This window comes from Stenotrophomonas sp. GZD-301 (assembly GCF_049310345.1).
In the GTDB taxonomy this organism is placed as follows: domain Bacteria; phylum Pseudomonadota; class Gammaproteobacteria; order Xanthomonadales; family Xanthomonadaceae; genus Stenotrophomonas.
In genome coordinates this window covers 87,162-110,932 of record NZ_JBMOWY010000028.1, presented here as the reverse complement: position 1 = coordinate 110,932, position 23,771 = coordinate 87,162, and the positions used below count along the sequence as shown (strand labels likewise).

Genomic DNA, 23,771 nt, shown 5'->3' with positions numbered 1-23,771 from the left:
ATGCATTGGGCCTGCCTGTTGCTGCCGCAGTTGGCGTTGGATACGGCGTTGCGCCAGCAGCCCGATCCTTCGCTCGCGCTGGTGCTGGTCAGCGGGCCGGCACAGCGGCGCATGCTGCATGCGGTCAGCCCGCGCGCGCGGCAGCTCGGGCTGCGCCGCGGCATGCTGCTGTCGGCCGCACAGGTACTGACCGGCGAGCTGGTCTGCGTCGAATACGATCCGCGCGCCGAACAGGCCACCCGCCAGCTGCTGGCCAGCTGGTTGTATGGCATCAGCTCGCAGGTCAGCCTGGATTTTCCGCATGCGCTGGCCCTGGAGATCGGCGCCAGCCGTGCCTTGTTCGGCGATTGGCCGGCCATCGAGCAGCGCCTGCGCGAGGGCCTGCAGGAGCTCGGTTTCCGCCATCGCCTGGTGGCCGCGCCCAATCCCTACGCCGCCTGCGTGCTTACCCACCTGCACCCGCGCCTGGGTGTGGACGACAGCCAGCTGCTGGCTGCCCTGGACCCGGTGCCGATCGAACGCAGCGGCCTGCCTGCCGATGCCGTCACGGTATTGGCGCGCTCGGGCCTGCGTACGCTCGGGGCCGCCTTCGCGGTGCCGCGTGACAGCCTGGCGCGGCGTTTCGCGCCGCAGGTGCTGGCCCATCTGGATGCGCTGCGCGGCCTGCAGTCGCCGCTGCTGCGCTACTTCCAGCCCCCGGACCGGTTCGATGCGCGGATCGAGTTCGAGTACGAGATCGACTCCACGCAGGCACTGCTGTTCCCGCTGCGTCGCCTGACCGCCGATCTGGCGGCCTTCCTGTGTTCCCGCGATGGCGGCGTGCAGCAGTTCGACCTGTGGTTCGAGCACGACGGCCATCCCGACACCCGCCTGTCGATCGGCCTGCTGGCGCCGGAACGCGATGCGGCGATGCTGTTCGAGCTGGCGCGCAACCGCGTGGATCACCTGGCGTTGCCCGCCGGCAGCCGCGGCCTGCGCCTGCAGGCCGAGCGGCTGCCGCCGTTCGTGCCGGCCGCCCGCGACCTGTTCGACCCGCGCCCGCAGCAGGCCATGCCGTGGGAGCAGGTGCGCGAACGCCTGCGTGCACGTCTGGGCGACGACGCCGTGCAGGGCCTTGGGCTGCGCGCCGACCACCGGCCGGAACGGGCCAGCGGCGATGCCGGGACCACCGTCAAGGCAACGCCGCCGGCCGCGCTGCCGCTGCGCCCGGGCTGGCTGCTGCCGCAGCCCCAGCCGCTGCATGATCCCCATCTGCGCGTCCTCTCCGGGCCGGAGCGGATCGAATCGGGCTGGTGGGACGCGGACGATGTGCGCCGCGACTATTACGTGGTGGAAACCGCGCAGGGCCAACGCGGCTGGGCCTACACCGCGCCCGACGCCAGCGCCGGCCCGTTCATGCTGCACGGCTGGTTCGCATGAACATGCCGCTGCCCGACTATGCCGAGCTGCACTGTCTGTCGGCCTTCAGTTTCCAGCGCGGCGCCTCCACCGCCGAGGAGCTGTTCGCGCGGGCCAGGGATCTGGGCTACCAGGCGCTGGCGATCACCGACGAATGTTCGTTGGCCGGCATCGTGCGTGCCTGGCAGGCCGCGCGCCGCCACGGCGTGGCGCTGATCACCGGCGCCGAGTTCCAGCTGGAGGATGGCCCGCGGCTGGTGCTGCTGTGCACCGATCTGGCCAGCTACGCCGCGCTGTGCCAGTTGATCACCACCTGCCGCCGGCGCGCGACCAAGGGCACCTATCGCTGCCTGCGCGACGACATCCAGGCGCTGGATGCCACCCTGTTGTGCCTATGGGTCGACCGCAGCCCCGACCCGGCCGATGCCGACTGGCTGCAGACGTGCTTCCCGCAGCGGCTGTGGCTGGCGGTGGAGCTGCACCGCGAGGCCGACGATGAAGCGCGCCTGCGCGCGCTGCAGCAGTTCGGCCAGGCCCACCGGATTCCGCTGGTGGCCAGCGGCGATGCGCACATGCATGTGCGCCGCCGCCGCGCGCTGCAGGACACCCTCACCGCCATCCGCCACCACTGCACGCTCGCCGACGCCGGCTGGCGCCTGTTCCCCAATGGCGAACGCCACCTGCGCTCCCGCCAGGCGCTGGCCCTGCTGTACCCCACCGCGCTGCTGGAAGAAACCCTGCGCATCGCCGCCCGCTGCCACTTCGACCTGTCCCAGCTGCGCTACACCTACCCGCGCGAACTGGTGCCGGCCGGGCACGACCCGGCCAGCTGGCTGCGCGCGCTGGTCGAGGACGGCATGCAGTGGCGCTGGGGCGAACGCACCACACCGGCCCAACGGGCCCAGATCGAACACGAACTGGCCCTGATCGCGACCAAGCAGTACGAGTCCTACTTTCTCACCGTGCACGACATCGTGCGCTTCGCGCGCAGCCAGGAGATCCTGTGCCAGGGCCGCGGGTCCGCCGCCAACTCCTCGGTGTGCTACGTGCTGGGCGTCACCGAGATCGACCCCAGCCACATGGAACTGCTGTTCGAGCGGTTCATCTCCGCCGAGCGCGACGAACCACCGGACATCGACATCGATTTCGAACACGAGCGGCGCGAGGAAGTGCTGCAGTACGTGTTCAACCGCTACGGCCGCGAACGCGCCGCGCTGACCGCCGTGGCAATCAGCTACCGCGGGCGCAGCGCGGTGCGCGATGTGGCCCGCGCGCTCGGCCTGCCACCGGACCAGGTCAACGAGCTGGCCGCCTGCCTGGACCGCTGGAGCAGCCACGAACCGCTGCCCGACGCGCTGCGCGAACGCGGTTTCGACCCGGACACGCCGCTGATGCGGCGGGTGGTGGCGCTGACCGCCGAGCTGGTCGATTTCCCGCGTCATCTGTCCCAGCATCCGGGCGGCTTTGTGATCTCCGAACATCCGCTGTCCACCCTGGTACCGGTGGAGAACGCGGCCATGCCCGAGCGCACCGTGATCCAGTGGGACAAGGATGATCTGGATGCCACCGGGCTGATGAAGGTGGACTGCCTGGCGCTGGGCATGCTCACCGCCGTGCGCAAATGCCTGGCAATGCTGCAGGCGCATGGCGAACCGCCGATGAGCATGGCCACCATCCCGGCCGACGACGTCCCCACCTACGACATGATCTGCCGCGCCGACACCCTGGGCGTGTTCCAGATCGAGTCGCGCGCGCAGATGGCGATGCTGCCCCGGATGCAGCCGCGCTGTTTCTACGATCTGGTGATCGAAGTGGCGATCGTGCGCCCCGGTCCGATCCAGGGCGACATGGTGCATCCGTATCTGAACCGGCGGAAGCAGCTCAAGGAGAGCGGTGTCGAAGAGATCGATTACCCGCCGGCCCTGCAGAAAGTGTTCAAACGCACCCTGGGCGTGCCGCTGTTCCAGGAGCAGGTGATGCAGCTGGCCGTTGCCGCGGCCGGTTTCAGTGCCGGTGAGGCCGATGCGCTGCGCCGCTCGATGGCGGCCTGGAAGCGCCACGGTGGGCTGGAACCGCATCGGGACAAACTGCTCGCCGGCATGATCGGCAAAGGCTACAGCCGCGACTACGGCGAGCGCCTGTTCGAGCAGATCAAGGGCTTCGGCAGCTACGGCTTCCCGGAAAGCCATGCGGCCAGTTTCGCGCTGATCACCTATGTCAGCTGCTGGCTCAAGTGCCACCACCCGGCCGCGTTCGCCGCCAGCCTGGTCAACAGCCAGCCGCTGGGGTTCTATACGCCCGACCAGATCCTGCAGGACGCGCGCCGCCACGGCGTGCCGGTACTGCCCGTGGATGCCTGCCACAGCGCATGGGACTGCACGCTGGTGCCGGCGGCCGTGGCCGGTGCCGGGTTCGGCATCCGCCTGGGCCTGCGCATGATCGACGGCTTCAGCGAAGCGGTCGCCACCGCACTGGTGCAGGCACGTCAACGCGGGCCGTTCGAGAGCGTCGCCGACCTCAGCCAACGCGCCCGCCTCGATCGGCGCCACCAGGGCCTGCTGGCCGATGCCGGTGCGCTGAAGGGACTCAGCGGCCACCGCCATCGTGCGCGCTGGGATGTCTCCGGTGTTGAAACGCCGCTGCCGCTGTTCGCGCAGGCGCGCGCCACCGACGAAGCCGAGGTGGCACTGCCCGCTCCCACCGCGTTCGACGACATGCAGGCCGACTACAACAGCACCGGCACCACGCTGGGCCGGCACATGGTGTCGTTCGTCCGCCCGCAGCTGCAGCAGCAGCGCTGCCTGCGTTCGGATGAGCTGGCCGCGCTGCCGCACGGGCGCAACGTGCGCTTCGCCGGGCTGGTGCGCATGCGGCAGCGCCCGCAGACCGCCAGCGGCGTCACCTTCCTGACCCTCGAAGACGAATGCGGCATGGTCAATGCCGTGGTCTGGCGGCGCATCGCCGACCGCCAGCACCGCGTGCTGGTGGAAGCGCGGCTGATGCAGATCGATGGCCGGCTCGAACGCGTGGACGGCGTGCAGCACCTGATCGTGCGGCAGATGCACGACATCGGTGGTCTGATCGACGGTGTGCGCACGCACAGTCGCGACTTCCACTGACGCCTCCACGCGGCATGCTGCGATACATCGCGATACATTCGCTCATAACGTGACGTCCATCGTCTCGATGCGGCATTTTCCGACTGGTCGGCGCGCGAAGCTTTCGGTATCGTCGGCGCTTTCCAAGGACCCGGAGAAGCCATGTCGCGCGCGCTCACCTTTACCACCCTGGTGGTTGCCAGTCTCGCGCTGGTCGTGTCCAGCTGGACGGCGTACGCGCTGCACAGGAGCCAGGCGAACGACCGTGTCATCACCGCGCGCGGGCTGATCATCGAAGATGGCACCGGCCAGGCCCGCGTGATCCTTGGCGCACCGGTGCCCGATCCGCTCAGCAAAGGCGTCTCGCAAGGGCCACGCGCCTCGCCGCTGTCCGGTCTGATCCTGATCGGCGCGGACGGTTCCGAGCGCGGCGGCTATGGCACGGCCGATGTCGGCGACGAAGCCATCCTGACCCTGGACGATGCCACCGGCACCACGGAAGTGTTCAAGGTCACCGCCAATCCCGACCGTGGCGCCACGCTGGTGATCAAACACCAGAACAGCACCGGCGCGATGCTGACCTCGTGGCAGGGCAGACCCGAACTGATCTTTGTGGGCGACAACGGCCAATCGCACTACGTGCGGCCGAACGCCCCCAGCGCGCCCTGAGCCTGCAGCACCTGCTGCAGGTCCACCGCCAGACGCCGCGCATCGGCGGCGCCCAGGCTGGCCGTGGTGATACGCACGCCATGCACACCCGGCTGCACCGCAAACACCTCGCCGGCGCGCAACTGCCACCCACGCTGGGCCATCGCCAGTACCAGCGGCTGGCTGTCCTGTGCCAATGGCAGCCACAGATTCAGGCCATCCATCACCGCCGGTGTCGCGATGCCGCGCTCGTGCAGCGCGGCCTGCACCCTCTGACACCGCTGCGCGTAATCGCGCCCGGCCTTGGCCACGCGGGCCAGTACCCGGGCCGAGCCCAGCGCCGCCGCCGCCGCATCCTGCAGCAGATGGCTCACCCAACCGGTCCCCGGCGCCAGCCGCAGGCGCAACCGGGCCGCGGTATCGGCATCGCACCCCAGCAGCGCCAGGCGCAGGTCCGGCCCCAGTGATTTGGACAGCGAGCGCACCAGCGCCCAGCGCTGCGTGCCCGGTGGCAGCACCGAGTGATACGGCTGCTGCGACAATCCGGCGAAATGATCGTCGATCAGCACCAGCACCTGCGGATACCGCTCCAGCACCTGGCGCAACGCGCGGGCGCGGCGCGCGCTGATGCAGGCACCGGTGGGATTGTGCGCGCGCGGGGTCAGCAGCACCGCGCGGGCGCCTGCCGCCAGCGCATCGGCCAGCGACGCCGGCTGCATGCCTTCCTCATCGATGGACACCGCAACCGTGGCGTGCCCGGCCGCCCGCAGCGTATTGAGGCTGCCGAGAAAGCACGGATTCTCCACCGCCACGCGGTCGCCGGGCAGCAGCCAGCCGGCCAGCACGCGCTCGATGGCGTCCACCGCGCCGTGGCTGAGCTCCAGCGCATAGCCGGCCGGGCAATCCGGGTCCAGCTGCGCCCGCGCGAGCTGGGCCAGGGTGGGATCGAGCGTCGGCGTACCGTACAACCGCGGCGCACGCGCGGGCAGCAGCGCGCGCAGATCCGGCAGCCACTGCGGATCGGGATTGCCGCTGGACAGGTCGAACAGCGTCGTCCCGGCGGCACTTCCCTCCTGTGCCGCCGCCACCGGACGGGCAGCCACCACGGTGCCACGGCGCCCCTGGGTAACGGCCAGTCCTGCGGCATCCAGCCGCTTGTAAGCGGCCGCCACCGTATTGCGGTTGATCTCCAGCTGCGTCGCCAGCTCGCGCACCGGCGGCAGGCTGCAGCCCGGCGGCAGCCCGCCGCTGAGGATCTGCTGGCGGATGCTCTCGAAGACCGCAGCGGCAGTCTGGCCGGTGATTTTCATTTTGTCCTATGTCAATATAACGTTTGTCCCGTGACAGTTTCGCACACTGGAGTCCCCCATGCCCCTCGCCCCACCCGACTGGCCCCAGGCCACCACCGTTGAGGAGATCGCCCACAACCTGGACGTGGTCCGTCAACGCATCGCCCGCGCCTGCGCGCGCGCCGGTCGCGACCCGGCGGGCGTCCGGCTGCTGCCGGTCAGCAAGACCGTCGATGAAGCCCGCCTGCGGCTGGCCTGGCAGGCCGGCTGCCATGAGCTGGGTGAGAACAAGGTGCAGGAAGCCCAGCGCAAAGCCGCCGCGATGGCCGACCTGGCCGGGCTGCGCTGGTCGGTGATCGGCCATCTGCAGACCAACAAGGCGCGCGACGTGGCGCGGTTCGCCAGCGAGTTCCAGGCACTGGACAGCCTGCGCGTAGCCCAGGCGCTGGATCAGCGCCTGGCGGTGGAACAGCGCACCCTGGACGTGTTCGTGCAGGTCAACACCTCCGGCGAAGCCAGCAAGTACGGGCTGGACCCGATCGCGGTCGCCGACTTCGTGCAGCAGCTGCCCGCCTTTCCGAACCTGCGCGTGCGCGGCTTGATGACCCTGGCGGTGTTCTCCCCCGACCCCGCCCAGGTACGGCCCTGTTTCGTGCGCCTGCGCGAGCTGCGCGACCGGTTGTCGCCGCAGCTCCCGGCCGGGGTCAGCCTGGATGCCCTGTCGATGGGCATGTCCGGCGATGTCGAGATCGCCATCGAGGAAGGCGCCACCGTGGTCCGCGTCGGCCAGGCCATCTTCGGCGCGCGCAGCACGCCGGACAGCGTTTATTGGCCCACGCCTGCGACGGAGCCTGGCCGATGAGTGCCGCGCCCCACCGCCGCGCCGTCGCCATCCAGCACGTCGCCTTCGAAGACTGCGGCACACTCGGCACGGTACTGGCCGAACGGGGGTGGCAGCTGCAGACCCTGCAGGCCGGCATCGATCCACTCGACGCCGCTGAAACCGCCGACCTGCTGATCGTGCTTGGCGGGCCCATCAGTGCCAATGACACCGATACCTACCCGTTCCTGCGCCTGCAGCTGGCGCAGCTGCAGCGCCGCCTGCAGCAGCAGCGGCCGACCCTCGGCATCTGTCTGGGAGCGCAGCTGATCGCGCGCGCACTCGGTGGGCAGGTCGCGCCGATGGGCGCCAAGGAAATCGGCTTCGCCCCGCTCTCGCTTACCGATGCCGGCATGGCCTCGCCGCTGCGTGCGTTGGCCGGCATTCCGGTGCTGCACTGGCATGGCGAAGCGTTCACGCTGCCGCCCGGCGCGCAGCGTCTGGCCGCCACGGCGGCCTGCGCGCAGCAGGCGTTCGCCGTCGGCACGCACGTGCTTGGCCTGCAATGCCATCCGGAGGTGGATGCACGCCGCATCGAGGCCTGGCTGATCGGCCATGCCCACGAGCTGCACGCCGCCGGCATCGATCCGCGCGTGCTGCGCGAACAGGCGGCCCGTTACGGCGCACCGCTCGCCGCTGCCGCACGCGACCTGTTCACCACATGGCTGGAGACGTGCGCATGAGTGGCTACCGGCTGATCATCCATTGCAACGGCGTGCGCTGGGGCCAGTTCGACAGCGACGGCCCCGGTGCCCGCGACCACCTGGTGGCACTGGCCGGCCGCCTGCCCGCGCAGGATGGCTTCCAGCTGCAGTGGCAACAGGCCGTGGGCGAGCAACGGGTGCTGCACAGTGGCCCGGACGGGCTGAAGGTCCTGAGCAGCGCGGCCGTATATCGCGACATGACGGCGCCCTGAGTTCCCCCGCCGGTTGCGGGGCACTCAGGCGCTGGCCATCGCCTGCATGTGGCCAGCGTGCTCCACGGCCTGCGCGTGCAGCCAGGCACGGAACGTCAGGAAGCCCTGGTGCGATGCCGAGCGCGGCGGATACACCAGCCAGTGCGACCAGCGCGTCCGCAGCCGGTGCGGCGACAGCGCGATCAACTGCCCGGAATCAAGCAGCAGGCGCGCCCGCGTCACCCGCCCCAGCGCCACCCCGACGCCCTCCAGCGCGGCGCGATGGTGCGCCTCGGAATCATTGAGCATGGCCACGTAGCGGCCCGGCGGCGCATCGCCGGCCAGGGCAAACCAGCGCTGCCACTCGCCGTCCGGGTCGCCGAGCAACGGCCAGTGCGACAACGGCCTGCCCGTCACCCCGCCCATGCGGTCGACCAGCGACGGGCTCGCCATCGGCACCAGCCACTCGTCGAACAACGGCTCGGCCACCAGACCCTGCCACTGCCCCGCGCCGACCCGCAGCGCGGCATCGATCTGCAGTTGGCGCTCGAAGTCGATGAGGCGCTCGCTGGATTCCAGACTCAGCTCGATCTGCGGGTGCGCGGCCACGAACGAACCCAGCCGCGGTACCAGCCAGTTGGACGTCATCGACGGCAGCGCGCTGACGGTCAGCACCCGGTCGTGGCGCGCGGCAAACGGCTGCACCGCCTGGCCGATCGCATCCAGGTGCGACCCGATCTGGTCAAGCAGCCGCAGGCCCTCGGCGGTGACGGCCACGCCGCGGGGCTGGCGCAGCAGCACCGGATAACCAAGCCGCTGCTCGAGCTGGCGCATCTGGTGACTGAGCGCGCTGACGGTCAGGTTCAGCGTTTCCGCCGCCCGGGTGAGGTTGCCCAGCCGCGCGGCGATGACGAAATTCTGCAGCGCCTGGAGGGGGATGCGGGACATGTGGACTTGAATCCAATTCAAGACAACGTTGCGGAAAAGTCGCTTTTTCGGCTCTCATCCTGCACCTATCGTCAACTCCACTCAAGTGGAGGACCGGACATGAACATCTTTGGTGCGCTGTTGTTTCTGCAGGGCCATATCACCAACGTCGACCTGGCCCGCCAGTTGGCCGCCGGGGCCGAGGGCGACGGGGTGACCAACCCGCGTGCGCAGGACACACCGCCACAGGACGTGCGGCCGACCACGCCGGGTTCCACCCTGCCCTGCCGCAGCGCCTGACCCCGGCGCCCCGCCAGCTCTGCGCTACGGCGATGGTCCGACCGCCGGCAGCACGCGCGGCTGCTGCTCGTACCACTCGCGCGCGCCGGCCAGGTGCCACCTGCGCTGCTGGCCGTCCAGCTCGATCCCCGCCCCCAGCACGCCCCACCGCAGGTACAGGTTGCCGCGCCGCTGCGCACGGGCAAGGTCCAGCCGGGCGCGCAGCGACAACCGTTCGTTCTCGGCCTGCAGGTCATCCACCCACAGCTCGCCACTGCGCCAGCGCAGTTGGCCGCTGGCCTGGACCTCGCCCGAATCCAGCAGGCCCAGCACCCAGCGCGGGTAGGCACTGCGTTCGGCGAACACGCCCAGCAGCGGGCCTGCATCACGCAGGCGCAGGTCGGCCTGCGCGGTCACCTCGAACGGTGCGGCCGCATCGATGTGGCCCTGGCGCAGCGCCACGGTGCCCCACCAGTTGGCCGGCGCGGTGGCGTCGCCGACGCGGATGTTGCGCAGATCCACCGTGGTACCGCCCAGGTCGAACTGCCGGGCGTCGAAGTCGGCCCGCTGCACCCGCGCCTTCAACTGCGCGTCACCGCGCATCGCCATGCCGGCCACCTGCAGCTGTGCACCCCGGCCGCGCAGGTCGGCGCGACCGGTGCCCACCCGTCCGGCCGAATCCAGCTCGACATCGCCGCTGAGCAGGCCGGTGCCACCGAGCAGACGCACGTTGTCACCGCCCAGGTAGCGGTTGTACGCGGTCAGGTCCGGTACCCGCGCATCGTTGAAGCGCAGGTGCGCGCGCATGCCGTCGCGCAGTTGCTGCAGCCGCGCATCACCACGCAGGGTCAGCGCCATGTCGCGGCCGTCGAACAGCAGCGCCTTCGGCGTGGCCGTCGGTGCCGCGCGGAACCGGGGAATGGCCACGTCCAGTTGCGCCTGCGCGGGAGCACCGGCCACGATCCGGCCGTGCGCGTTGGCGTCGCCCTGCAGGCGGACACCGGCCACCTCGGCCACCGCAGCCACCTGCGGAATATCCAGCGTACTGCCCGGCGCGAGCTGACCCTCGGCAATCTTCAGGTCGCCTTCCAACAACCCTCCTCCGTCCAGATGGAACCACGGCTTGCGCACGAACAGGTCCGCGATCCAGTTCAGGGACTGGAACTGCCAGGCGCCACTTACCTGCCCGGACAGCCGCGGCAGCAGGTCCGCCGGCGCCTGGAATGGAATGCGCCGCCCGGTCACGCGCAGATCGGCGTGCAGTTCGCTGCCGGTGTCCGGGTCGCGCGGCAACCGCGCCTGCACGCGCATGTCCTGGGCCACATCCAGCTGCAGCGACAGCAGACCGCGATCGGTGGCATGCACGCCGGCATGCACCGGCACCCGCCAGACCACGCGACTGCCCGGCTGGAGTACGCCGCGGTCCATCGTCACGTCGGCGTTGAGCCGGGCATTGGAGGGCACGCTGCCCACCTTGATGTGCGCGCCGGCCGTATCCAGGCGCAGCCCCTGGCTGCGCGCATCGATCCTGAGCTGCGCCCAGGTGATGTCGAACTTGCGCAGCCCGGGCGCCTCGTCGCGGTAATGGCGCGGGTAGCGGAAACGTGCCTCCAGGTGCGCGTCGTCCAGCACCTTGACGCCATCGAAGGTCACCACCGCCTGGTCGAACGCGGCCGTGGAATCGAACAGCTCCGACGGACCGCCGCGCAGCTGCTTGAGGAACCCGACCGTGCCACTGCCCTGGCCGGTGACCAGCAGCTTGCCGAAGCGCCCGCTGCGGATGCTGTCGCTGTGGATCGCATCAAACCGCAGGGTCCAGCCGCGATCGCTGCGGGGTGGCGGCGGAATCGGCTGATCCACGCGCTCCACTTCCGATTCCACGCCGCGGGCGTCGATCCGCGGAATACGTACTTCGCGGCGCAACAGCGCCGGCAGCGCGATCCATGCGCTGGCCCGGTCGGCACGGAAGATGTACACGGTGCGGTTGGCCTGGCCACGCATGCGCACGTTCCAGACGATGGCATGGCCCGGCACCAGGGTCAGCGCCGCGCCGGTCTGCATGGCGAACTTTTCCGGCTTGCGGTTGGTGACCGCATCGAACAGGGGCGTGTTGAGGAAGACGTTGCCGGCCACCAGGTACAGGGCATACACCACCAGCAGCGACAACAGCGCCACGCGCCACGGCCGGGGCCAGCGCCGGACGCGCTCGGGAATCAATGGCATGGGCAACGGCAACCAGTAGCATGAACAGCCCCTACTATCGGCACCCGGCGTGCGGCGGCACGTGAAGGCCCGCCGCGCTGCGCCGTCGCGTCAGCCGATCAGATGGCGCAGCACACCGGCTGTTACCACGCCGATGACCACCGTGGGCAGCATCGACAACCGCGTGGCCGCCAGCAGCGTCACCGCCAGCGCGACCAGGTCGGCAGGACGTTCGGCAACGAAATGCGGCGCGATCACCGAGATCAGCACGCACCCCGGCGCCGCCTCCATCACCGTCACCGCGCGTGCGCCGAGCGTGCGGTTGCGCAGCGCGAGAAAGCCCAGCACACGGGTCAGGTAGGTGGCCAGCGCCATGCCGACGATGGTCAGTACGGTCATCGCATCGATCATGACTGCTTCGCCCAGAACCAGGCGGCGATCAGGCCGGAGACCGCACCTGCCGCCACGTACCACGCACCCGGCACCAGCAGGTGGGTGCCGGCGGCCACCACCAGACTGACCAGCCACGGCCGTGCCGCCCCCAGGCCTTTCCACATGCCGCGCAACAACACCAGGAACACCGCGGGGAACGCCATGTGCAGACCCCATGCCTCGATATCACCGATCAGCGGCCCCACCAGCGCGCCCACCGCCGTGGAGACAATCCAGGTCAGGTACAGCGCCAGCGATACGCCCATGTAGTAGCGCAGGCTGAACACACCGCTGCGGCGCGCATCGGCCAGGCCCATCGCCCAGCTTTCGTCGCACATGAAGAACAGCGCCGGCAGCACGCGGCGCTTCGGCAGGCGCTGCAGGAACGGCGCCAGGATCGCGCCCATCAGCAGGTGGCGGCTGTTGACCAGCAGGGTCATCGCCACGATCAGCAGCAGGTGCGGCGGCGAGGTCCACAAGGCCACGGCGGCGAACTCCGAGCCGCCGCCGAAGTTCAGCCCGGTCATCAGCGAGACCGCCAGCGCGGGCATGCCCTTCTGGGTGGCCTGCGCGCCCAGCACCAGCGCGAACGGCACGAAGCCGGCCATCACCGGCAGCGCATCGACCATCCCCCGCCACAGCTCACGACGGGGCGGTGCGGTGGTGGACAGCAGTAAGGGGGTATCGGAAGAAGCGTCCATGAGCCGGAAACGACAATGTGGGAGTGACGCTATTTTCGTCCATCCCCTTCGGCATTTGGTTGCGTTCATGCCCCTTCTTCACGCCCTGATGGCATCATCTGCCAATATTCATTCACTTCAGGCCATCTCCATGCCACTGGTACTGGACGCCATCGACCGCCGGATCCTCGCCGCCCTGCAGCAGGACGGGCGCATCCAGAACGTGGAGCTGGCCAAGCAGGTGGGTCTGTCGCCCTCTCCGTGCCTGCGCCGGGTGCGCCTGCTCGAGGAGGCCGGCATCATCAGCGGGTACGTGGCCCTGCTCGACGCGGCCAAGGTGGGCATGGGGTTCACCGTGTTCGCGCGGGTCTGGCTGACGGGCCAGGACGAAGACACCACCAACCGCTTCGTCGACGCGGTGCGGCAGTTCCCGCAGGTGCTGGAGTGTTACCTGATGGCCGGCGACTGCGACTTCCTGCTGCGCATCGCGGTCGCCGACCTCGACGCCTACCGCCAGTTCCAGGTCGACCATCTGAACCGGATCAAGGGCGTGCAGAGCGTCAAGACCGAGATCCCGATGCAGAAGATCAAGCAGTCCTGGCGCCTGCCGATGTAACGCCGGCGCGCGGCATCAGTCCTTCGGCAACCGCGCGATGACCTTGATTTCCACATCGAAGCCGTACAGCCACGTCACCCCGATGCCGGTCAGGGCCGGGTACGGCGCCTGGCCCCAGTAGGTCGGCACGATCGCCCAGACGCGCTCGAAGATCCGCTCCGGATCGACCAGGAACACAGTGACATCCACCACATCGTCAAAACTGCAGCCCGCCGCAGCCAGGACGGCGTTGAGGTTGGCGAACGCGCGGTGCACCTGGGCCTCCACCGTCGGTTCCGGCGACCCGTCCTCACGGCTGCCGACCTGCCCGGAAACAAACAGGAAGCCGTCGGCGCGCACCGCCGGCGAGTAGCGGTTGCGTTCGTACAGGGCCTGCCGGCCCGGCGGGAAAACCACATCGCGTGTTGCCATCGTCTGCTCCAGGGCCGCGGCGGGCCGTTCGGGGGGAATGGCCCCACGTTAGGCGGCCGCCGCCCCTTGATAAACCGGCAAAACTGACCATCACTGTTTGTGGATTCCAAACAATCGTGACGGGAGTGCAGATGGACCGGTTCGACGCAATGCTCGCCTTCGCCCGCGTGGTGGAGACCGGCAGCTTCACCAAGGCCGCCCAGACCCTGCACATGAGCCGGACCACGGCGACCCAGCTGGTCCAGCAACTGGAAGCGCGGCTGCGTGTGCGTCTGCTCAACCGCACCACCCGGCGCGTCAACGTCACCGCCGACGGCGCGGCCTACTACCAGCGTGTGCGACGGCTGCTGGCCGACCTCGACGATGCCGAGACCAGCCTGTCCAGCGCTGCGGCGGTGCCGCGCGGCCGACTCCGTGTCGATGTCCCCGCGCCGTTCGCACGCCTGCTGCTGGTGCCTGCCCTGCCCGACTTCCACGCGCGCTATCCGGACATCCAGCTCGACCTCGGCGTCAGCGACCGCGACGTGGACCTGATCGACGAGAACGTGGACTGCGTGATCCGCGGTGGCGGCATCGCCGATCCATCGCTGGTCGCGCGCCACATCGGCGACCTGCATGCCGGCATCTTCGCCGCACCGGCCTATCTGCACCGCGCCGGCGTGCCCACCCATCCGCTGGACCTGCAGGACGAACCCCACCGCATCGTTGGCTACCTGCGCTCGCGCAGCGGCAGCGTGCGGCCGTACGCACTGCACCGTGGCGAGGAACAGGTCAGCGTGCGCGGTCGCCATCTGCTGTCGGTCGACGATGGCAATGCCTACCTCGCCGCCGGCGTGGCCGCGCTGGGTGCGCTGTGGCTGCCCGACTACATGGCCGCCCCGCATGTGGCCACGGGCGACCTGGTGCGCCTGTTTCCCGAGTGGCGGATCGACCCGATGCCGATGCATGTGGCCTTCCCGCCGAACCGGCACGTGAGCGCCAAACTGCGCGCCTTCATTGAATGGGTCGCCGCACGGATGGGACACTGGGCGCCGGTCGATCGCCCGGGTGCGTCCTGACCGCGCCCGCCACGACCCACCTCGACAGGAATCCCCATGCATCCCCGCCTCCGCATCGCCCTGCTCGCCCTGTTGGGCACCGTACCGGTCCTGGCACAGGCACAGCAGGCCGCACCCGCGCAGGACCTGCCCCTGGCAGCGCTGCTGGGTTGCCACTTCGGCTACGCGCAGCAGCACCACCGCAGCACCGCCAGCGCCACCGAGATCGCGTTGGCGGCGGCCTCGCACTGCGACGCCGCACTGCAGGCGGCCGGTCTGGATACCTACCGGCGCGCGCTGGAAGCAGGCCTGCCGGTTGACGGCGCCGAGGCCTCGCGCCAGGCGATGATCGAGGAACTGCGCGCGATGCTGCCCGGCTTCACCATCGACAAGGTCATCCAGGCCCGCGCTGCGGCCGGCGACCCCTGAGCCCGCTCAACGCGGCAGCGGGGCGATGACCAGGGTATCGCCCCGGCACACGTCCACGCCGTGGTAGACCGCGCGGCGGCCATTGCGGAATCCCAACCGCAGATCGAACCGGCAGCCCTGCCCGGCCAGCGTCACGGTGGTGCTGCCGCCGCCGCCGGGCAGCGGGGCGATCACTACGGGCGCGAATGCCGCCGTACCGGCAGGGGCCACCTCGATGGCGGTGATGCTGTCGTGGGCGCGGTTGAGCAGGCCGAGGTAGGGGGTCGCGTCGGCGGCGGCCCGCATCGGAACGGCGAGCGGAACAAGCGTCAGCGCGATCATCAGAACGGGACGGATCAGGTACATGGCGGTGTCTCCGGAGCGGTGAAGGAGACTTGCATCAGGCGCCGTGACAGCACCGCCGCCAATCGATCCGGGACCAATCGTCGCCCCGCGCGGACCAATCGTAATGGGCCGTCATGGCGCTTCCCGCACGCGCGGTGCCTGCCTAAGATGGCGCTCGCCATACACGCGTGGCCCGGAATCCCCGCATGAACGTCCGCCTCGGCACTACCCAGATCCGCCTGTCACGCTACATCGCCCTGTGGACGCTGGTGGCGGTGGTGTTCGCCGTGCAGAACTCGGTCAACAGCGGCATGCCCGGCACCGACTGGCCGCTGTGGGACCTGACCCGCTGGTCGCTGATCCAGTGGTACACCTGGGCCGCCCTGGCCCCTGCCGTCTTCCGTCTCGCCGAACGCTTCCCGGTCCGCGGCGCCCAGCGCTTCCACGGGCTTGGCGCGCAGGTGGTCGCCAGCGTCTGCATGACGTTCGCCGCGATGGTCGTCGGCGCGCTGGTCTCCACCCTGTTCGAGCCCAGCGGGTTTGTCGAACAGCTGGGATACTTCCTGGAACAGCACTTCGCCATCGGGCTGCTGACCTACTGGACGCTGTTCGCCATCCAGCAGGCCCTGCATTTCCATGCCGAGAAGGCCCGGCGGGAACTGGAAGCCAGCCAGCTGGCCACCGAGCTGGCGCAGTCGCGCCTGCTGGCATTGAAATCACAGCTGCAGCCGCACTTCCTGTTCAACACGCTGCACGCCATCATCACCCTGCTCGACGAAGACACCGTGTCGGCCGAGGACATGCTGCTGCGCCTGAGCGATCTGCTGCGTGCGTTTCTGGAAGACTACGACGGGCAGGAGATCCGCCTGCGCCAGGAGCTCGACCTGATCGAGCTGTACCTGGGCATCCAGCGCATCCGCTTCAAGGACCGCCTGACCACCCGCACCTACATCGCCCCCGACACACTGGACTGCGCGGTGCCCAGCCTGATCCTGCAGCCGCTGGTGGAGAACGCGCTGCGCCACGGCATCGGCCAGCGCGTGGGCAGCGACACCATCGACATCGAAACGCGGCGCGACGGCGATGCGCTGTGCATCGAGGTGCGCAACCGCAACAGCACGCTGTCTGCCGAGCCCACCGCCTCGGCCGGCCACGGCATCGGCATGTCCAACACCCGCCTGCGCCTGCGTGAGCTGTACGGCGACGCAGCGGACGTGCGGCTGGACATGATCTGGCCCGAAGGGGTGGTCTGCCGCATCCGCGTCCCGTTCCGCGAACTGGACGGCGCCGATGACGCGCCCGAGTTCGATCCCGGCGTGTCGCCCGCATGACCGTGACCACGCTGGTGGTGGACGATGAGCCGATCGCGCGCCACGCCATCGTGCGCCTGCTGCGCGACGATCCGGAGATCGAGATCGTCGGCGAGTGCGGTGACGGGGTGTCGGCGGTGGCGGCGATCCGCAGCCACTCGCCGGATCTGGTGTTTCTGGACATCCAGATGCCGGCGATCAACGGCATGGATGTCGTGGCCACCATCGGGGCCGGGCGGATGCCGGCCACCGTCTTCGTCACCGCCTACGAGCAGTACGCGGTCAAGGCATTCGAGGCCAATGCGGTGGACTACCTGGTCAAACCGTTCAGCCGCGAACGCTTCGCGGCCACGTTGCAGCGGGCCAAGGCGCGGCTCGCCGCGGCGATGGCCACTGCGGGCGCCCCCGCCTCGACGCAGATCCTGCAGGCGCTGGATGCGCTGCGCCAACGCGACGACTACCTGCAGCGCATTCCGGTACGCGTGGACGAGCACGTGGTGTTGATCGCGGTGGACGATATCGTCTGGATCAAGGCGTCACGCAACACCGTGGAGATCCACCTGGCCGACCGCATGCATGAACTGCGCGAGACCATGACCGCGCTGGCGGCGCGGCTGGACCCCCGCCACTTCGCGCGCGTGCACCGTTCGGCCATCGTCAACGTGCGCCGGGTCAAGGCGATCCACCCCTGGTTCAACGGCCATCACGTGGTCACGCTGGACACCGGCCAGCAGCTGCGCATGAGCCGCTACCAGAACGAGGCCTTCCTCAAACTGGTGTCCACCCGCAGCGACGGTTGACGGCCCTGCCGTCAGTGCGCCCCCCGTTCATCGGTCCGCAACGTCAACACCTCCACTCCGTCGGCGGTCACCAGCACGGTGTGTTCGGCCTGCGCCGACAACCGGCCGTCGCGCGTGGTCACCGTCCAGCCGTCCTCGCTGATGTCGATGCCCGCCCGGCCCTGGTTGATCATCGGTTCGATGGTGAAGGTCATGCCTTCCTCCAGCACCAGGCCATCGCCCCGCCGGCCGTAGTGCAGCACCTGCGGTTCTTCATGCATCTCGCGCCCGATGCCGTGGCCGCAGAACTCGCGCACCACGCTGTAGCCATGCGCCTTGGCGTGCTGCTGGATGGCAAAGCCGATATCGCCCAGTGTCGCGCCTGGCCGTACCACGCCGATGCCTTTCCACATCGCCTCGCGGGTCACCCGCACCAGTCGACGCGCCGCGTAGTCCACCTCGCCGATCAGGTAGGTCTTGCTGGAATCGGCGATGTAACCGCCCTTTTCCAGGGTGATGTCCAGGTTGACGATGCTGCCGGCACGCAGCACCTCCGTCGGCGACGGCACGCCATGACAGACCACGCTGTCGATCGAGCTGTTGAGCACGTACGCGAACCCGTACTGGCCTTTGCTGGCCGGGCGCGCCTGCAGTTCGTCCACGATGAAGCGCTCGACCCAGTCGTTGACCTGCAGCGTGCTCATGCCTTCCAGCGGCAACCGGTCCAACGCCTCGAACACCGACGCCAGCAGCCGGCCGGCCTCGCGCATGCGCTGCTGTTCGTCCGGCGTCTTGATCATGCCGGCACCGCCGGCAACAGACCCGGGTCGACCCCGGCGGCGCGCAGCTCGCGGCTGACGATCTCCTGGTAGCTCAGGCCGGGGTTCATCTCGCACAGCATGCCGATGCGGATCCAGAAGCCGGCCTGGGCGTTGATCGAGCGGCCGGACACGCCGCTGGCGCGGCGCAGGTTGTCGTGCAGCGCGTCATCGATGTTGACGATGCCCATGCGGGTGCTCCAATACGGTCAATATATACACCATATATGTTGTGTATATTCCATGCAAGCGCGCCGCCGGCGCTGTCGCCGTGGCGGCCGGTCGTGCGAGGATGCCGGCGAAGGCCCCCGCACGGAGGAACGCAATGCGCACGATATTGCTGGTGTCCTCGGCCGCCGTGGCGGCGCTGGTGGCGGGCGTGGCGCTGGTCGGCTATTCGCCATCGGCCTGCAGTTGCGTGACGCCGATCGACACGCTCACCCACAGCGCAGGACTGGACCTGCCCGGCGTTGCGGTGCCTGCGGAAACGATAGAGGCTGGCCTCAACCGCACCATGCGCGGCCGCTCGGCCGATCCGACGTCAACGGACTTCCTCTACTACCGCTGCCAGCCACCGTTGCCAGATCGCCTGGTGTGCAGGGTGCCCGTCGAGGAATCGCCCCTGCTCACACGCGGGCTGGACGTGACCTACCACACCGTCCAAGGCCGCATCAGCCACGTCAGCGTGCGCCGTTCCGTCTGGCTGTAGCGGTCGCTGCAGCCGCTCAGGTCCACGCCGGGTCGGCGGTGAAATCGATGGTCAGCCAGAACTCGCTGCCGCGCGCGTCCAACCGCTGCGCGATCTCATCGCGCAGCGCATCCACGCTGCCGATGGTGCCGATCACGGTGTCCGGGTGGGTCAGGATGTGGATCTCGACAAACCGCATGCGCCCCATCTTGGCGACGTGGCTGGTGAAATCCAGATAGCCGTGTTCGGCCACGAACGCCTTCATCACCGCCTGCACGCGCGCATCCAGCGTGTCCGGCGCCACCTGCAGCACCTCGCGCATCGCCTTCCAGGCACTGCGCAGCGGCACCGGCAGCACCGCCAGGCTGATCGCGGCCAGCACCAGCGGGTCCAGGTAGGGAATCCAATGCGCGTGATCGCCACCACGCAGCAGCAGCGCCAGCGCGAAGGCCACCACCACCGCCAGGCTCATCAGCCCGCTGAGCAGCCAGGCGCGCACGTCCAGCCACAACAGCGCCGACTGCAGACGCATCGCGCGCGTACGCACGAATGCGGCCATGCCCAGGTTGCTCACACACAGCACGGCCGCCCACACCAGGGCAGGCCCTGCTTTCACTTCATGGCCGCCGGTGGTCACGCCGATCACCGCATTGGCCAGCGCGTAGATGCACGCCAGCGACAGGATCGCCCCGCCCAGGGCTTCCACCATCGGCTCCAGGTGCCAGTAGCCGTACTGGAAGCGCGGGCTTTCCTCCCGCGCCACCAGCCGCAGCACCGACAGCGCCACCAGGGTCAGCGCCACATCCACCAGGCTGTAGACGCCGTCGAACAGGATGGCCTGCGATCCCACCAGCAGGCCACCGCCGAAACCGACGGCGCTGACCGCCATCGTCACCCCGATGGAGAGTTTGAGGACCCGCTGCTCGCGTGCTGTATCCATCGCTTGCCGAGGGTCCGTCGCGCGGGCGTCAGACCTTCAGCACCTCCACCTTGTAGCTCGGCGTATCGCCGTCGCGGTCGATGATAAGCCCGTGCACGTCCGACTCGAAGCCCGGGAACCGCGCATTCTGTTCGCGGGCGATGCGCAGCGACTGGATGATCGGCTCGTCGGTGGCGCCGAACCGCTCGCCCGGCATGATCGTCGGGATGCCCGGCGGGTACGGCACCAGCATGGTGCCGGCGATGCGCCCGCTGATGGCCTCGATGTCGACCCGCTCGATCTCCCCGCGCACCAGATGGTCGTAGGCCTCGGCCGGGGTCAACACCGGTTCGGGCAGGTCCACGTACATCTCGCGCATCACCTGCGGCACGGCGAACTCACCGTTGAAGGCGTGCAGTGCCTGGCAGAGGTCGCGCAGGCCCCAGCCGGCGTAGGCCGCCGGGTAGTCGGCCGCCAGCTGCGGCAAGGCGCGGCTCAGCGGCGCGTTGCTGTCATAGAGCTCCTTGAATGCCATCAACTCGGTGACCAGCGTGCTCCACTTGCCCTTGGTGATGCCCATCGAGAACAGGAACAGCACCGAGTACAGGTTGGTCTTCTCCACGGTGATGCCGCGCGTCCACAGGAACTTGCTCAGCACCGCGGCCGGAATGCCGCGCTCGCCCATGTCCCCGTCCATCGACAGCCCCGGCGTGAGCAGGGTCACCTTGATCGGGTCGATCAGCACGTAGTCCTCGACCAGCCCGTCGAAGCCATGCCAATGCGCGTTGGGCTGCAGATACCACTCCTCGCGCTTGGCCACCAACGGTGCCGGGGCATCGCCCTTGGCCAACGAGCGCTCCAGCTTGTCCGGCTGCCACACGCTGAACCACCAGTCGTCGCGACCGAGATCTTCGCGCACGTGCAGCATCGCGCGGCGGAAGGCGATGGCCTCGTCGTGCATTTCCTGCACCAGCGATTCACCGGCGGCGCCTTCCATCATCTTCGACGCCACGTCACACGCGGCGATCACCCCGTAGTGCGGGCTGGTGGTGGTGTGCATCATGAACGCTTCGTTGAAGCGCTCGGCGTCCAGCTCGCGGGTGGCGGCGTTGCGCACGTGGATCATCGATGCCTGCGAGAACGCGGCCAGCAGCTTGTGCGTGGAATGCGTGGTGAAGATGATCGCATCCTGCTCGCGCGGCTTGCCCTTGGCCATGCCGTAGTGGTTCTCATAGAACGGGTGGAACGCCGCGTAGGCGTACCACGCCTCATCGAAATGCAGGAAGTCCACCGCGCTGCCGATCTCCTCGGCAATCTTCTCGGCGTTGTAGCACAGGCCGTCGTAGGTGGAATTGGTGACCACCGCGATGCGCGGCTTGGAGCCGGCCTTGTAGGCCTTGCTCGCCAGCGGGTTGGCGGCGATTGCCTGCTGCAGCGCTTCGGGGGTGAACTGGTCCAGGCTGATCGGCCCGATGATGCCGTGCGCGTTGCGGCTGGGGGTGAAGTAGACCGGGATGCCACCGGTCATGATCAGCGAGTGCAGCAGCGACTTGTGGCAGTTGCGGTCCACGAAGACCACATCGCCGCGGCCGACGGTACCGTGCCAGACGATCTTGTTGGCGGTGGAGGTGCCGTTGGTGACGAAGAAGGTGTGGTCGGCACCGAAGTTGCGCGCCGCCTCGTTTTCGGCTTCCTTGATCGGGCCGCTGTGATCGAGCAGCGAGCCCAGCTCGGGCACCGAGATCGACAGGTCGCTGCGCAGCGTGTTCTCGCCATAGAACTGGTGGAAGGCCCGTCCGACCGGCGACTTGGTGAAGGCCACGCCACCGGCATGGCCGGGGGTGTGCCAGGAGTAGTTCGACTCGGCGGTATGGTGGATCAGCGCCTTGAAGAACGGCGGCAGCAGGTTCTGCATGTAGTCTTCGGCCGCGCGCATCACCTGCCGCGAGATGAAGCTCTTGGTGTCCTCGAACAGGAACACGTAGCCGTGGACGTACTTGAGCAGCTTGCTCGGCACCTTCTCGATGGTGCGGCGTTCGCCGTACAGGAACACCGGCAGATCGCCGCGCCGCGCGCTCTGCTCGCGCAGGAAGCCCAGCAGCCGCTGGAACTGTTCCGGCTTGTCCTCGGTGCCGTCGATGGAGATCAGCACCGCCGAGGCAGCCACGTAGGTACGTGCGCCCGCCTGGGCATCGGCCAGGGTCAGGCCACAGAGCACGCGCTGGTCATTCTTGCGCAGCTCGTCGACCAGGGCGCGGATCAGGATGCCACCGATGCGCGGGGACTCGTAATCGTCGTCGATGACGATGATGGGGTAATCAAGCGACTTGAAGTACACAGGCATTCTCCTGGGGCAATGTCACGAAAGCTTGGGATTGCTCACCGCGTTCTGCGTCGGCAGCAGGCCGCGCTGGCGGCGGCGCTCCTCGCTGAAGAACGGGTAGAACACGGTGATGAACAGCACGAACAGGAAGGCGTACTGCACGATGCTGCCGGAAGAGCCGAAGATCGCCCACAGGCAGTACACGACGGTGATGCTGGTCAGCACCCAGAACGCGCCGGTATGCACCAGCGTGTGCGAGCGCTCGACCACGAAGTAGCAGGCCACGCAGGAATAGATGTACGGCAGCAGGGTCAGCACCACGGCCGCCGAGGTGATCACGTCGAACTGCGCCGACGCGGTGGCCGAGGTGGACGTCACCAGCACCGCCAGGGTCATCAGCACCGCCACGATCAGCACGCCCTTGACCGGCACGTCATCCTTGTTGGTGCGGCTGAAGATGCTCGGGAACAGGCCATCGTCCGACGCCGCCTTGGCGCTCTGCGCGGTCAGCAGGATCCAGCCACCGAGCGAACCGGCTGCGCCGATGAAGGCGCACAGGCTCACCGCCGCCCCACCCCACCCGCCGACCGCCTTGGCCGCGGCCAGCGCGAACGGCGCATCGGACACCTGCAGTTCGCCATTGGGGACCATGCCCATGATCACCGAGGAGCTGGCGATGTAGGCCACGGCCGCCAGGAACACGCCGGCCAGGGTGGCGCGGGCCACGTTCTTTTCCGGGTTCTCGACCACGCCGGCGGTGACCGACGCCGACTCCACGCCGATGAACGCCCACAGGGTCAGTGCCGCTGCGCTGGACACCGCGCCGAAGTTGGACTCGCCCGACACGTTGTAGGCGCCCTTGAAGATGGTCGGGTCGAAGAAGAACCAGCCGAAGATCGCGATGCCCAGGATCGGCACCAGCGCGAAGCTGGTGGTCACCGTCTGCAGCCGGCTGACGAAGGACGGCCCGATCACATTGGCGAAGCTCAGCGCCCACACCAGCGCGAGCACTGCCAGGCAGCGCGGCAGCGGCTCGGACAGGATCGGGAAGAAGTAGCTGAAGTAGCCCACCGCCGCGATCGGAATGGCCACGTTGCCGATCCAGTTGGCGAACCAGTAGATGGTATTGGTCTGGAAGCCCATGTACGGGCCGAACCAGTCGCGCGCGTAGGCGTATGGACCGCCGGCCTTGGGCGCCAGCTTGCCGAGCTTGGCGAACACGAAGGCCAGCAGCAGCGCGCCGGCGGTGGTGATCAACCAGCCCCAGATCGACGCGGTGCCGATCTTGGCCAGGCTGGAGGGCAGCAGAAACACCCCCGAACCCATCATGTTGCCGGCCACCAGGAAGGTGGCACCGACCACCCCGATTTTCTTCGCTTCTGCCATGAC

General features: G+C 68.8%; 25 protein-coding genes. 13 read left to right on the top strand and 12 right to left on the bottom strand.

All coding sequences use genetic code 11. The annotated features are described in order from the left end of the window. The 3 genes from ACO6VK_RS07790 to ACO6VK_RS07780 all read left to right on the top strand — a co-directional run bounded on the left by ACO6VK_RS07790 (position 1) and on the right by ACO6VK_RS07780 (position 5,165). Positions 1-1,419, top strand: coding sequence for a Y-family DNA polymerase (locus tag ACO6VK_RS07790; RefSeq protein ID WP_422506319.1), 1,419 nt, complete (start codon positions 1-3; stop codon positions 1,417-1,419). Beyond that, positions 1,416-4,517, top strand: a complete 3,102-nt coding sequence (locus ACO6VK_RS07785; RefSeq protein WP_422506318.1) for an error-prone DNA polymerase — start codon at positions 1,416-1,418, stop codon at positions 4,515-4,517. Before ACO6VK_RS07790 ends, ACO6VK_RS07785 begins: the two co-directional genes overlap by 4 nt. Positions 4,518-4,658: 141 nt before the next feature. Next, a complete protein-coding gene (locus tag ACO6VK_RS07780; protein ID WP_422506317.1) occupies positions 4,659-5,165 on the top strand; it encodes a hypothetical protein in 507 nt (168 codons plus the stop codon). Here the strand turns inward: ACO6VK_RS07780 and ptsJ are convergent. Continuing rightward, positions 5,132-6,454 carry a transcriptional regulator PtsJ gene (gene ptsJ / locus ACO6VK_RS07775; RefSeq protein ID WP_422506316.1) on the bottom strand — a complete coding sequence of 441 codons (1,323 nt, stop codon included), beginning with the start codon at positions 6,452-6,454 and terminating at the stop codon, positions 5,132-5,134. The two genes, ACO6VK_RS07780 and ptsJ, sit on opposite strands and share 34 nt — an antisense overlap. A 58-nt stretch (positions 6,455-6,512) precedes the next feature. Between ptsJ and ACO6VK_RS07770 the strand changes: the two genes are divergently transcribed. Genes ACO6VK_RS07770 through ACO6VK_RS07760 form a run of 3 tightly spaced genes read left to right on the top strand, consistent with a single transcriptional unit; the run spans position 6,513 to position 8,229 of the window. Next, complete coding sequence (locus tag ACO6VK_RS07770) at positions 6,513-7,295, top strand: YggS family pyridoxal phosphate-dependent enzyme (protein ID WP_422506315.1); 783 nt, start codon at positions 6,513-6,515, stop codon at positions 7,293-7,295. Further along, the gene (locus ACO6VK_RS07765) at positions 7,292-7,996 is read left to right on the top strand and encodes a glutamine amidotransferase (protein WP_422506314.1); all 705 of its coding nucleotides are present in this window, start codon (positions 7,292-7,294) and stop codon (positions 7,994-7,996) included. The genes ACO6VK_RS07770 and ACO6VK_RS07765 overlap by 4 nt, the downstream gene beginning before the upstream one ends. After that, positions 7,993-8,229 (top strand): hypothetical protein, encoded by a 237-nt coding sequence (locus ACO6VK_RS07760; RefSeq protein ID WP_422506313.1) that lies wholly within the window; start codon positions 7,993-7,995, stop codon positions 8,227-8,229. The genes ACO6VK_RS07765 and ACO6VK_RS07760 overlap by 4 nt, the downstream gene beginning before the upstream one ends. A gap of 24 nt (positions 8,230-8,253) precedes the next feature. Here the strand turns inward: ACO6VK_RS07760 and ACO6VK_RS07755 are convergent, their stop codons facing one another. Beyond that, a complete protein-coding gene (locus tag ACO6VK_RS07755; RefSeq protein ID WP_422506312.1) occupies positions 8,254-9,156 on the bottom strand; it encodes a LysR substrate-binding domain-containing protein in 903 nt (300 codons plus the stop codon). A 99-nt stretch (positions 9,157-9,255) separates the two neighbouring features. Between ACO6VK_RS07755 and ACO6VK_RS07750 the strand changes: the two genes are divergently transcribed. Then, the gene (locus ACO6VK_RS07750) at positions 9,256-9,435 is read left to right on the top strand and encodes a hypothetical protein (RefSeq protein ID WP_422506311.1); all 180 of its coding nucleotides are present in this window, start codon (positions 9,256-9,258) and stop codon (positions 9,433-9,435) included. 24 nt (positions 9,436-9,459) lie between these two features. Here ACO6VK_RS07750 and ACO6VK_RS07745 read toward each other — a convergent pair whose 3' ends face one another. The 3 genes from ACO6VK_RS07745 to ACO6VK_RS07735 form a co-directional block, all read right to left on the bottom strand. Next, positions 9,460-11,637: a hypothetical protein gene (locus ACO6VK_RS07745; RefSeq protein WP_422506310.1), complete on the bottom strand. Its 2,178-nt coding sequence runs from the start codon at positions 11,635-11,637 to the stop codon at positions 9,460-9,462. 90 nt (positions 11,638-11,727) lie between these two features. After that, positions 11,728-12,015 carry an AzlD family protein gene (locus tag ACO6VK_RS07740; protein ID WP_422506309.1) on the bottom strand — a complete coding sequence of 96 codons (288 nt, stop codon included), beginning with the start codon at positions 12,013-12,015 and terminating at the stop codon, positions 11,728-11,730. A gap of 8 nt (positions 12,016-12,023) precedes the next feature. Beyond that, complete coding sequence (locus tag ACO6VK_RS07735) at positions 12,024-12,749, bottom strand: AzlC family ABC transporter permease (protein WP_422506308.1); 726 nt, start codon at positions 12,747-12,749, stop codon at positions 12,024-12,026. A gap of 130 nt (positions 12,750-12,879) precedes the next feature. Between ACO6VK_RS07735 and ACO6VK_RS07730 the strand changes: the two genes are divergently transcribed. Then, positions 12,880-13,344, top strand: a complete 465-nt coding sequence (locus ACO6VK_RS07730; protein ID WP_422506307.1) for an Lrp/AsnC family transcriptional regulator — start codon at positions 12,880-12,882, stop codon at positions 13,342-13,344. A gap of 15 nt (positions 13,345-13,359) precedes the next feature. On the opposite strand, the gene ACO6VK_RS07725 is transcribed toward ACO6VK_RS07730, so the two are convergent. Beyond that, positions 13,360-13,755, bottom strand: a complete 396-nt coding sequence (locus ACO6VK_RS07725; protein WP_422506306.1) for a RidA family protein — start codon at positions 13,753-13,755, stop codon at positions 13,360-13,362. A 113-nt stretch (positions 13,756-13,868) separates the two neighbouring features. On the opposite strand from ACO6VK_RS07725, the gene ACO6VK_RS07720 reads away from it, so the two are divergent. Beyond that, positions 13,869-14,813 carry a LysR substrate-binding domain-containing protein gene (locus ACO6VK_RS07720; protein WP_422506347.1) on the top strand — a complete coding sequence of 315 codons (945 nt, stop codon included), beginning with the start codon at positions 13,869-13,871 and terminating at the stop codon, positions 14,811-14,813. A gap of 36 nt (positions 14,814-14,849) precedes the next feature. Beyond that, complete coding sequence (locus ACO6VK_RS07715) at positions 14,850-15,221, top strand: hypothetical protein (protein WP_422506305.1); 372 nt, start codon at positions 14,850-14,852, stop codon at positions 15,219-15,221. A gap of 6 nt (positions 15,222-15,227) precedes the next feature. Here ACO6VK_RS07715 and ACO6VK_RS07710 read toward each other — a convergent pair whose 3' ends face one another. Beyond that, a complete protein-coding gene (locus ACO6VK_RS07710) occupies positions 15,228-15,566 on the bottom strand; it encodes a hypothetical protein (protein ID WP_422506304.1) in 339 nt (112 codons plus the stop codon). Positions 15,567-15,751: 185 nt separating this feature from the next. Here ACO6VK_RS07710 and ACO6VK_RS07705 point away from each other — a divergent pair, with 185 nt between their 5' ends. Then, positions 15,752-16,876, top strand: a complete 1,125-nt coding sequence (locus ACO6VK_RS07705) for a sensor histidine kinase (protein ID WP_422506303.1) — start codon at positions 15,752-15,754, stop codon at positions 16,874-16,876. After that, entirely contained in the window at positions 16,873-17,655 is a 783-nt protein-coding gene (locus ACO6VK_RS07700) for a LytR/AlgR family response regulator transcription factor (RefSeq protein ID WP_422506302.1), read from the top strand. Before ACO6VK_RS07705 ends, ACO6VK_RS07700 begins: the two co-directional genes overlap by 4 nt. Before the next feature lie 11 nt (positions 17,656-17,666). Here the strand turns inward: ACO6VK_RS07700 and map are convergent, their stop codons facing one another. After that, positions 17,667-18,434, bottom strand: coding sequence for a type I methionyl aminopeptidase (gene map, locus ACO6VK_RS07695; RefSeq protein WP_422506301.1), 768 nt, complete (start codon positions 18,432-18,434; stop codon positions 17,667-17,669). Then, a complete protein-coding gene (locus ACO6VK_RS07690) occupies positions 18,431-18,643 on the bottom strand; it encodes a ParD-like family protein (RefSeq protein WP_017357149.1) in 213 nt (70 codons plus the stop codon). Before ACO6VK_RS07690 ends, map begins: the two co-directional genes overlap by 4 nt. 134 nt (positions 18,644-18,777) lie before the next feature. Between ACO6VK_RS07690 and ACO6VK_RS07685 the strand changes: the two genes are divergently transcribed. Further along, positions 18,778-19,161, top strand: coding sequence for a hypothetical protein (locus ACO6VK_RS07685; RefSeq protein ID WP_422506300.1), 384 nt, complete (start codon positions 18,778-18,780; stop codon positions 19,159-19,161). 16 nt (positions 19,162-19,177) lie between these two features. Here the strand turns inward: ACO6VK_RS07685 and ACO6VK_RS07680 are convergent, their stop codons facing one another. From ACO6VK_RS07680 to adiC, 3 genes are read right to left on the bottom strand one after another with little or no spacing between them, the layout of a single operon-like run. After that, entirely contained in the window at positions 19,178-20,080 is a 903-nt protein-coding gene (locus tag ACO6VK_RS07680) for a cation diffusion facilitator family transporter (protein ID WP_422506299.1), read from the bottom strand. Between the two features lie 28 nt (positions 20,081-20,108). Continuing rightward, a complete protein-coding gene (locus ACO6VK_RS07675) occupies positions 20,109-22,397 on the bottom strand; it encodes an Orn/Lys/Arg decarboxylase N-terminal domain-containing protein (protein ID WP_422506298.1) in 2,289 nt (762 codons plus the stop codon). 21 nt (positions 22,398-22,418) lie between these two features. Beyond that, a complete protein-coding gene (adiC, locus tag ACO6VK_RS07670; RefSeq protein WP_422506297.1) occupies positions 22,419-23,768 on the bottom strand; it encodes an arginine/agmatine antiporter in 1,350 nt (449 codons plus the stop codon). Between the last annotated feature and the right edge of the window lie 3 nt (positions 23,769-23,771).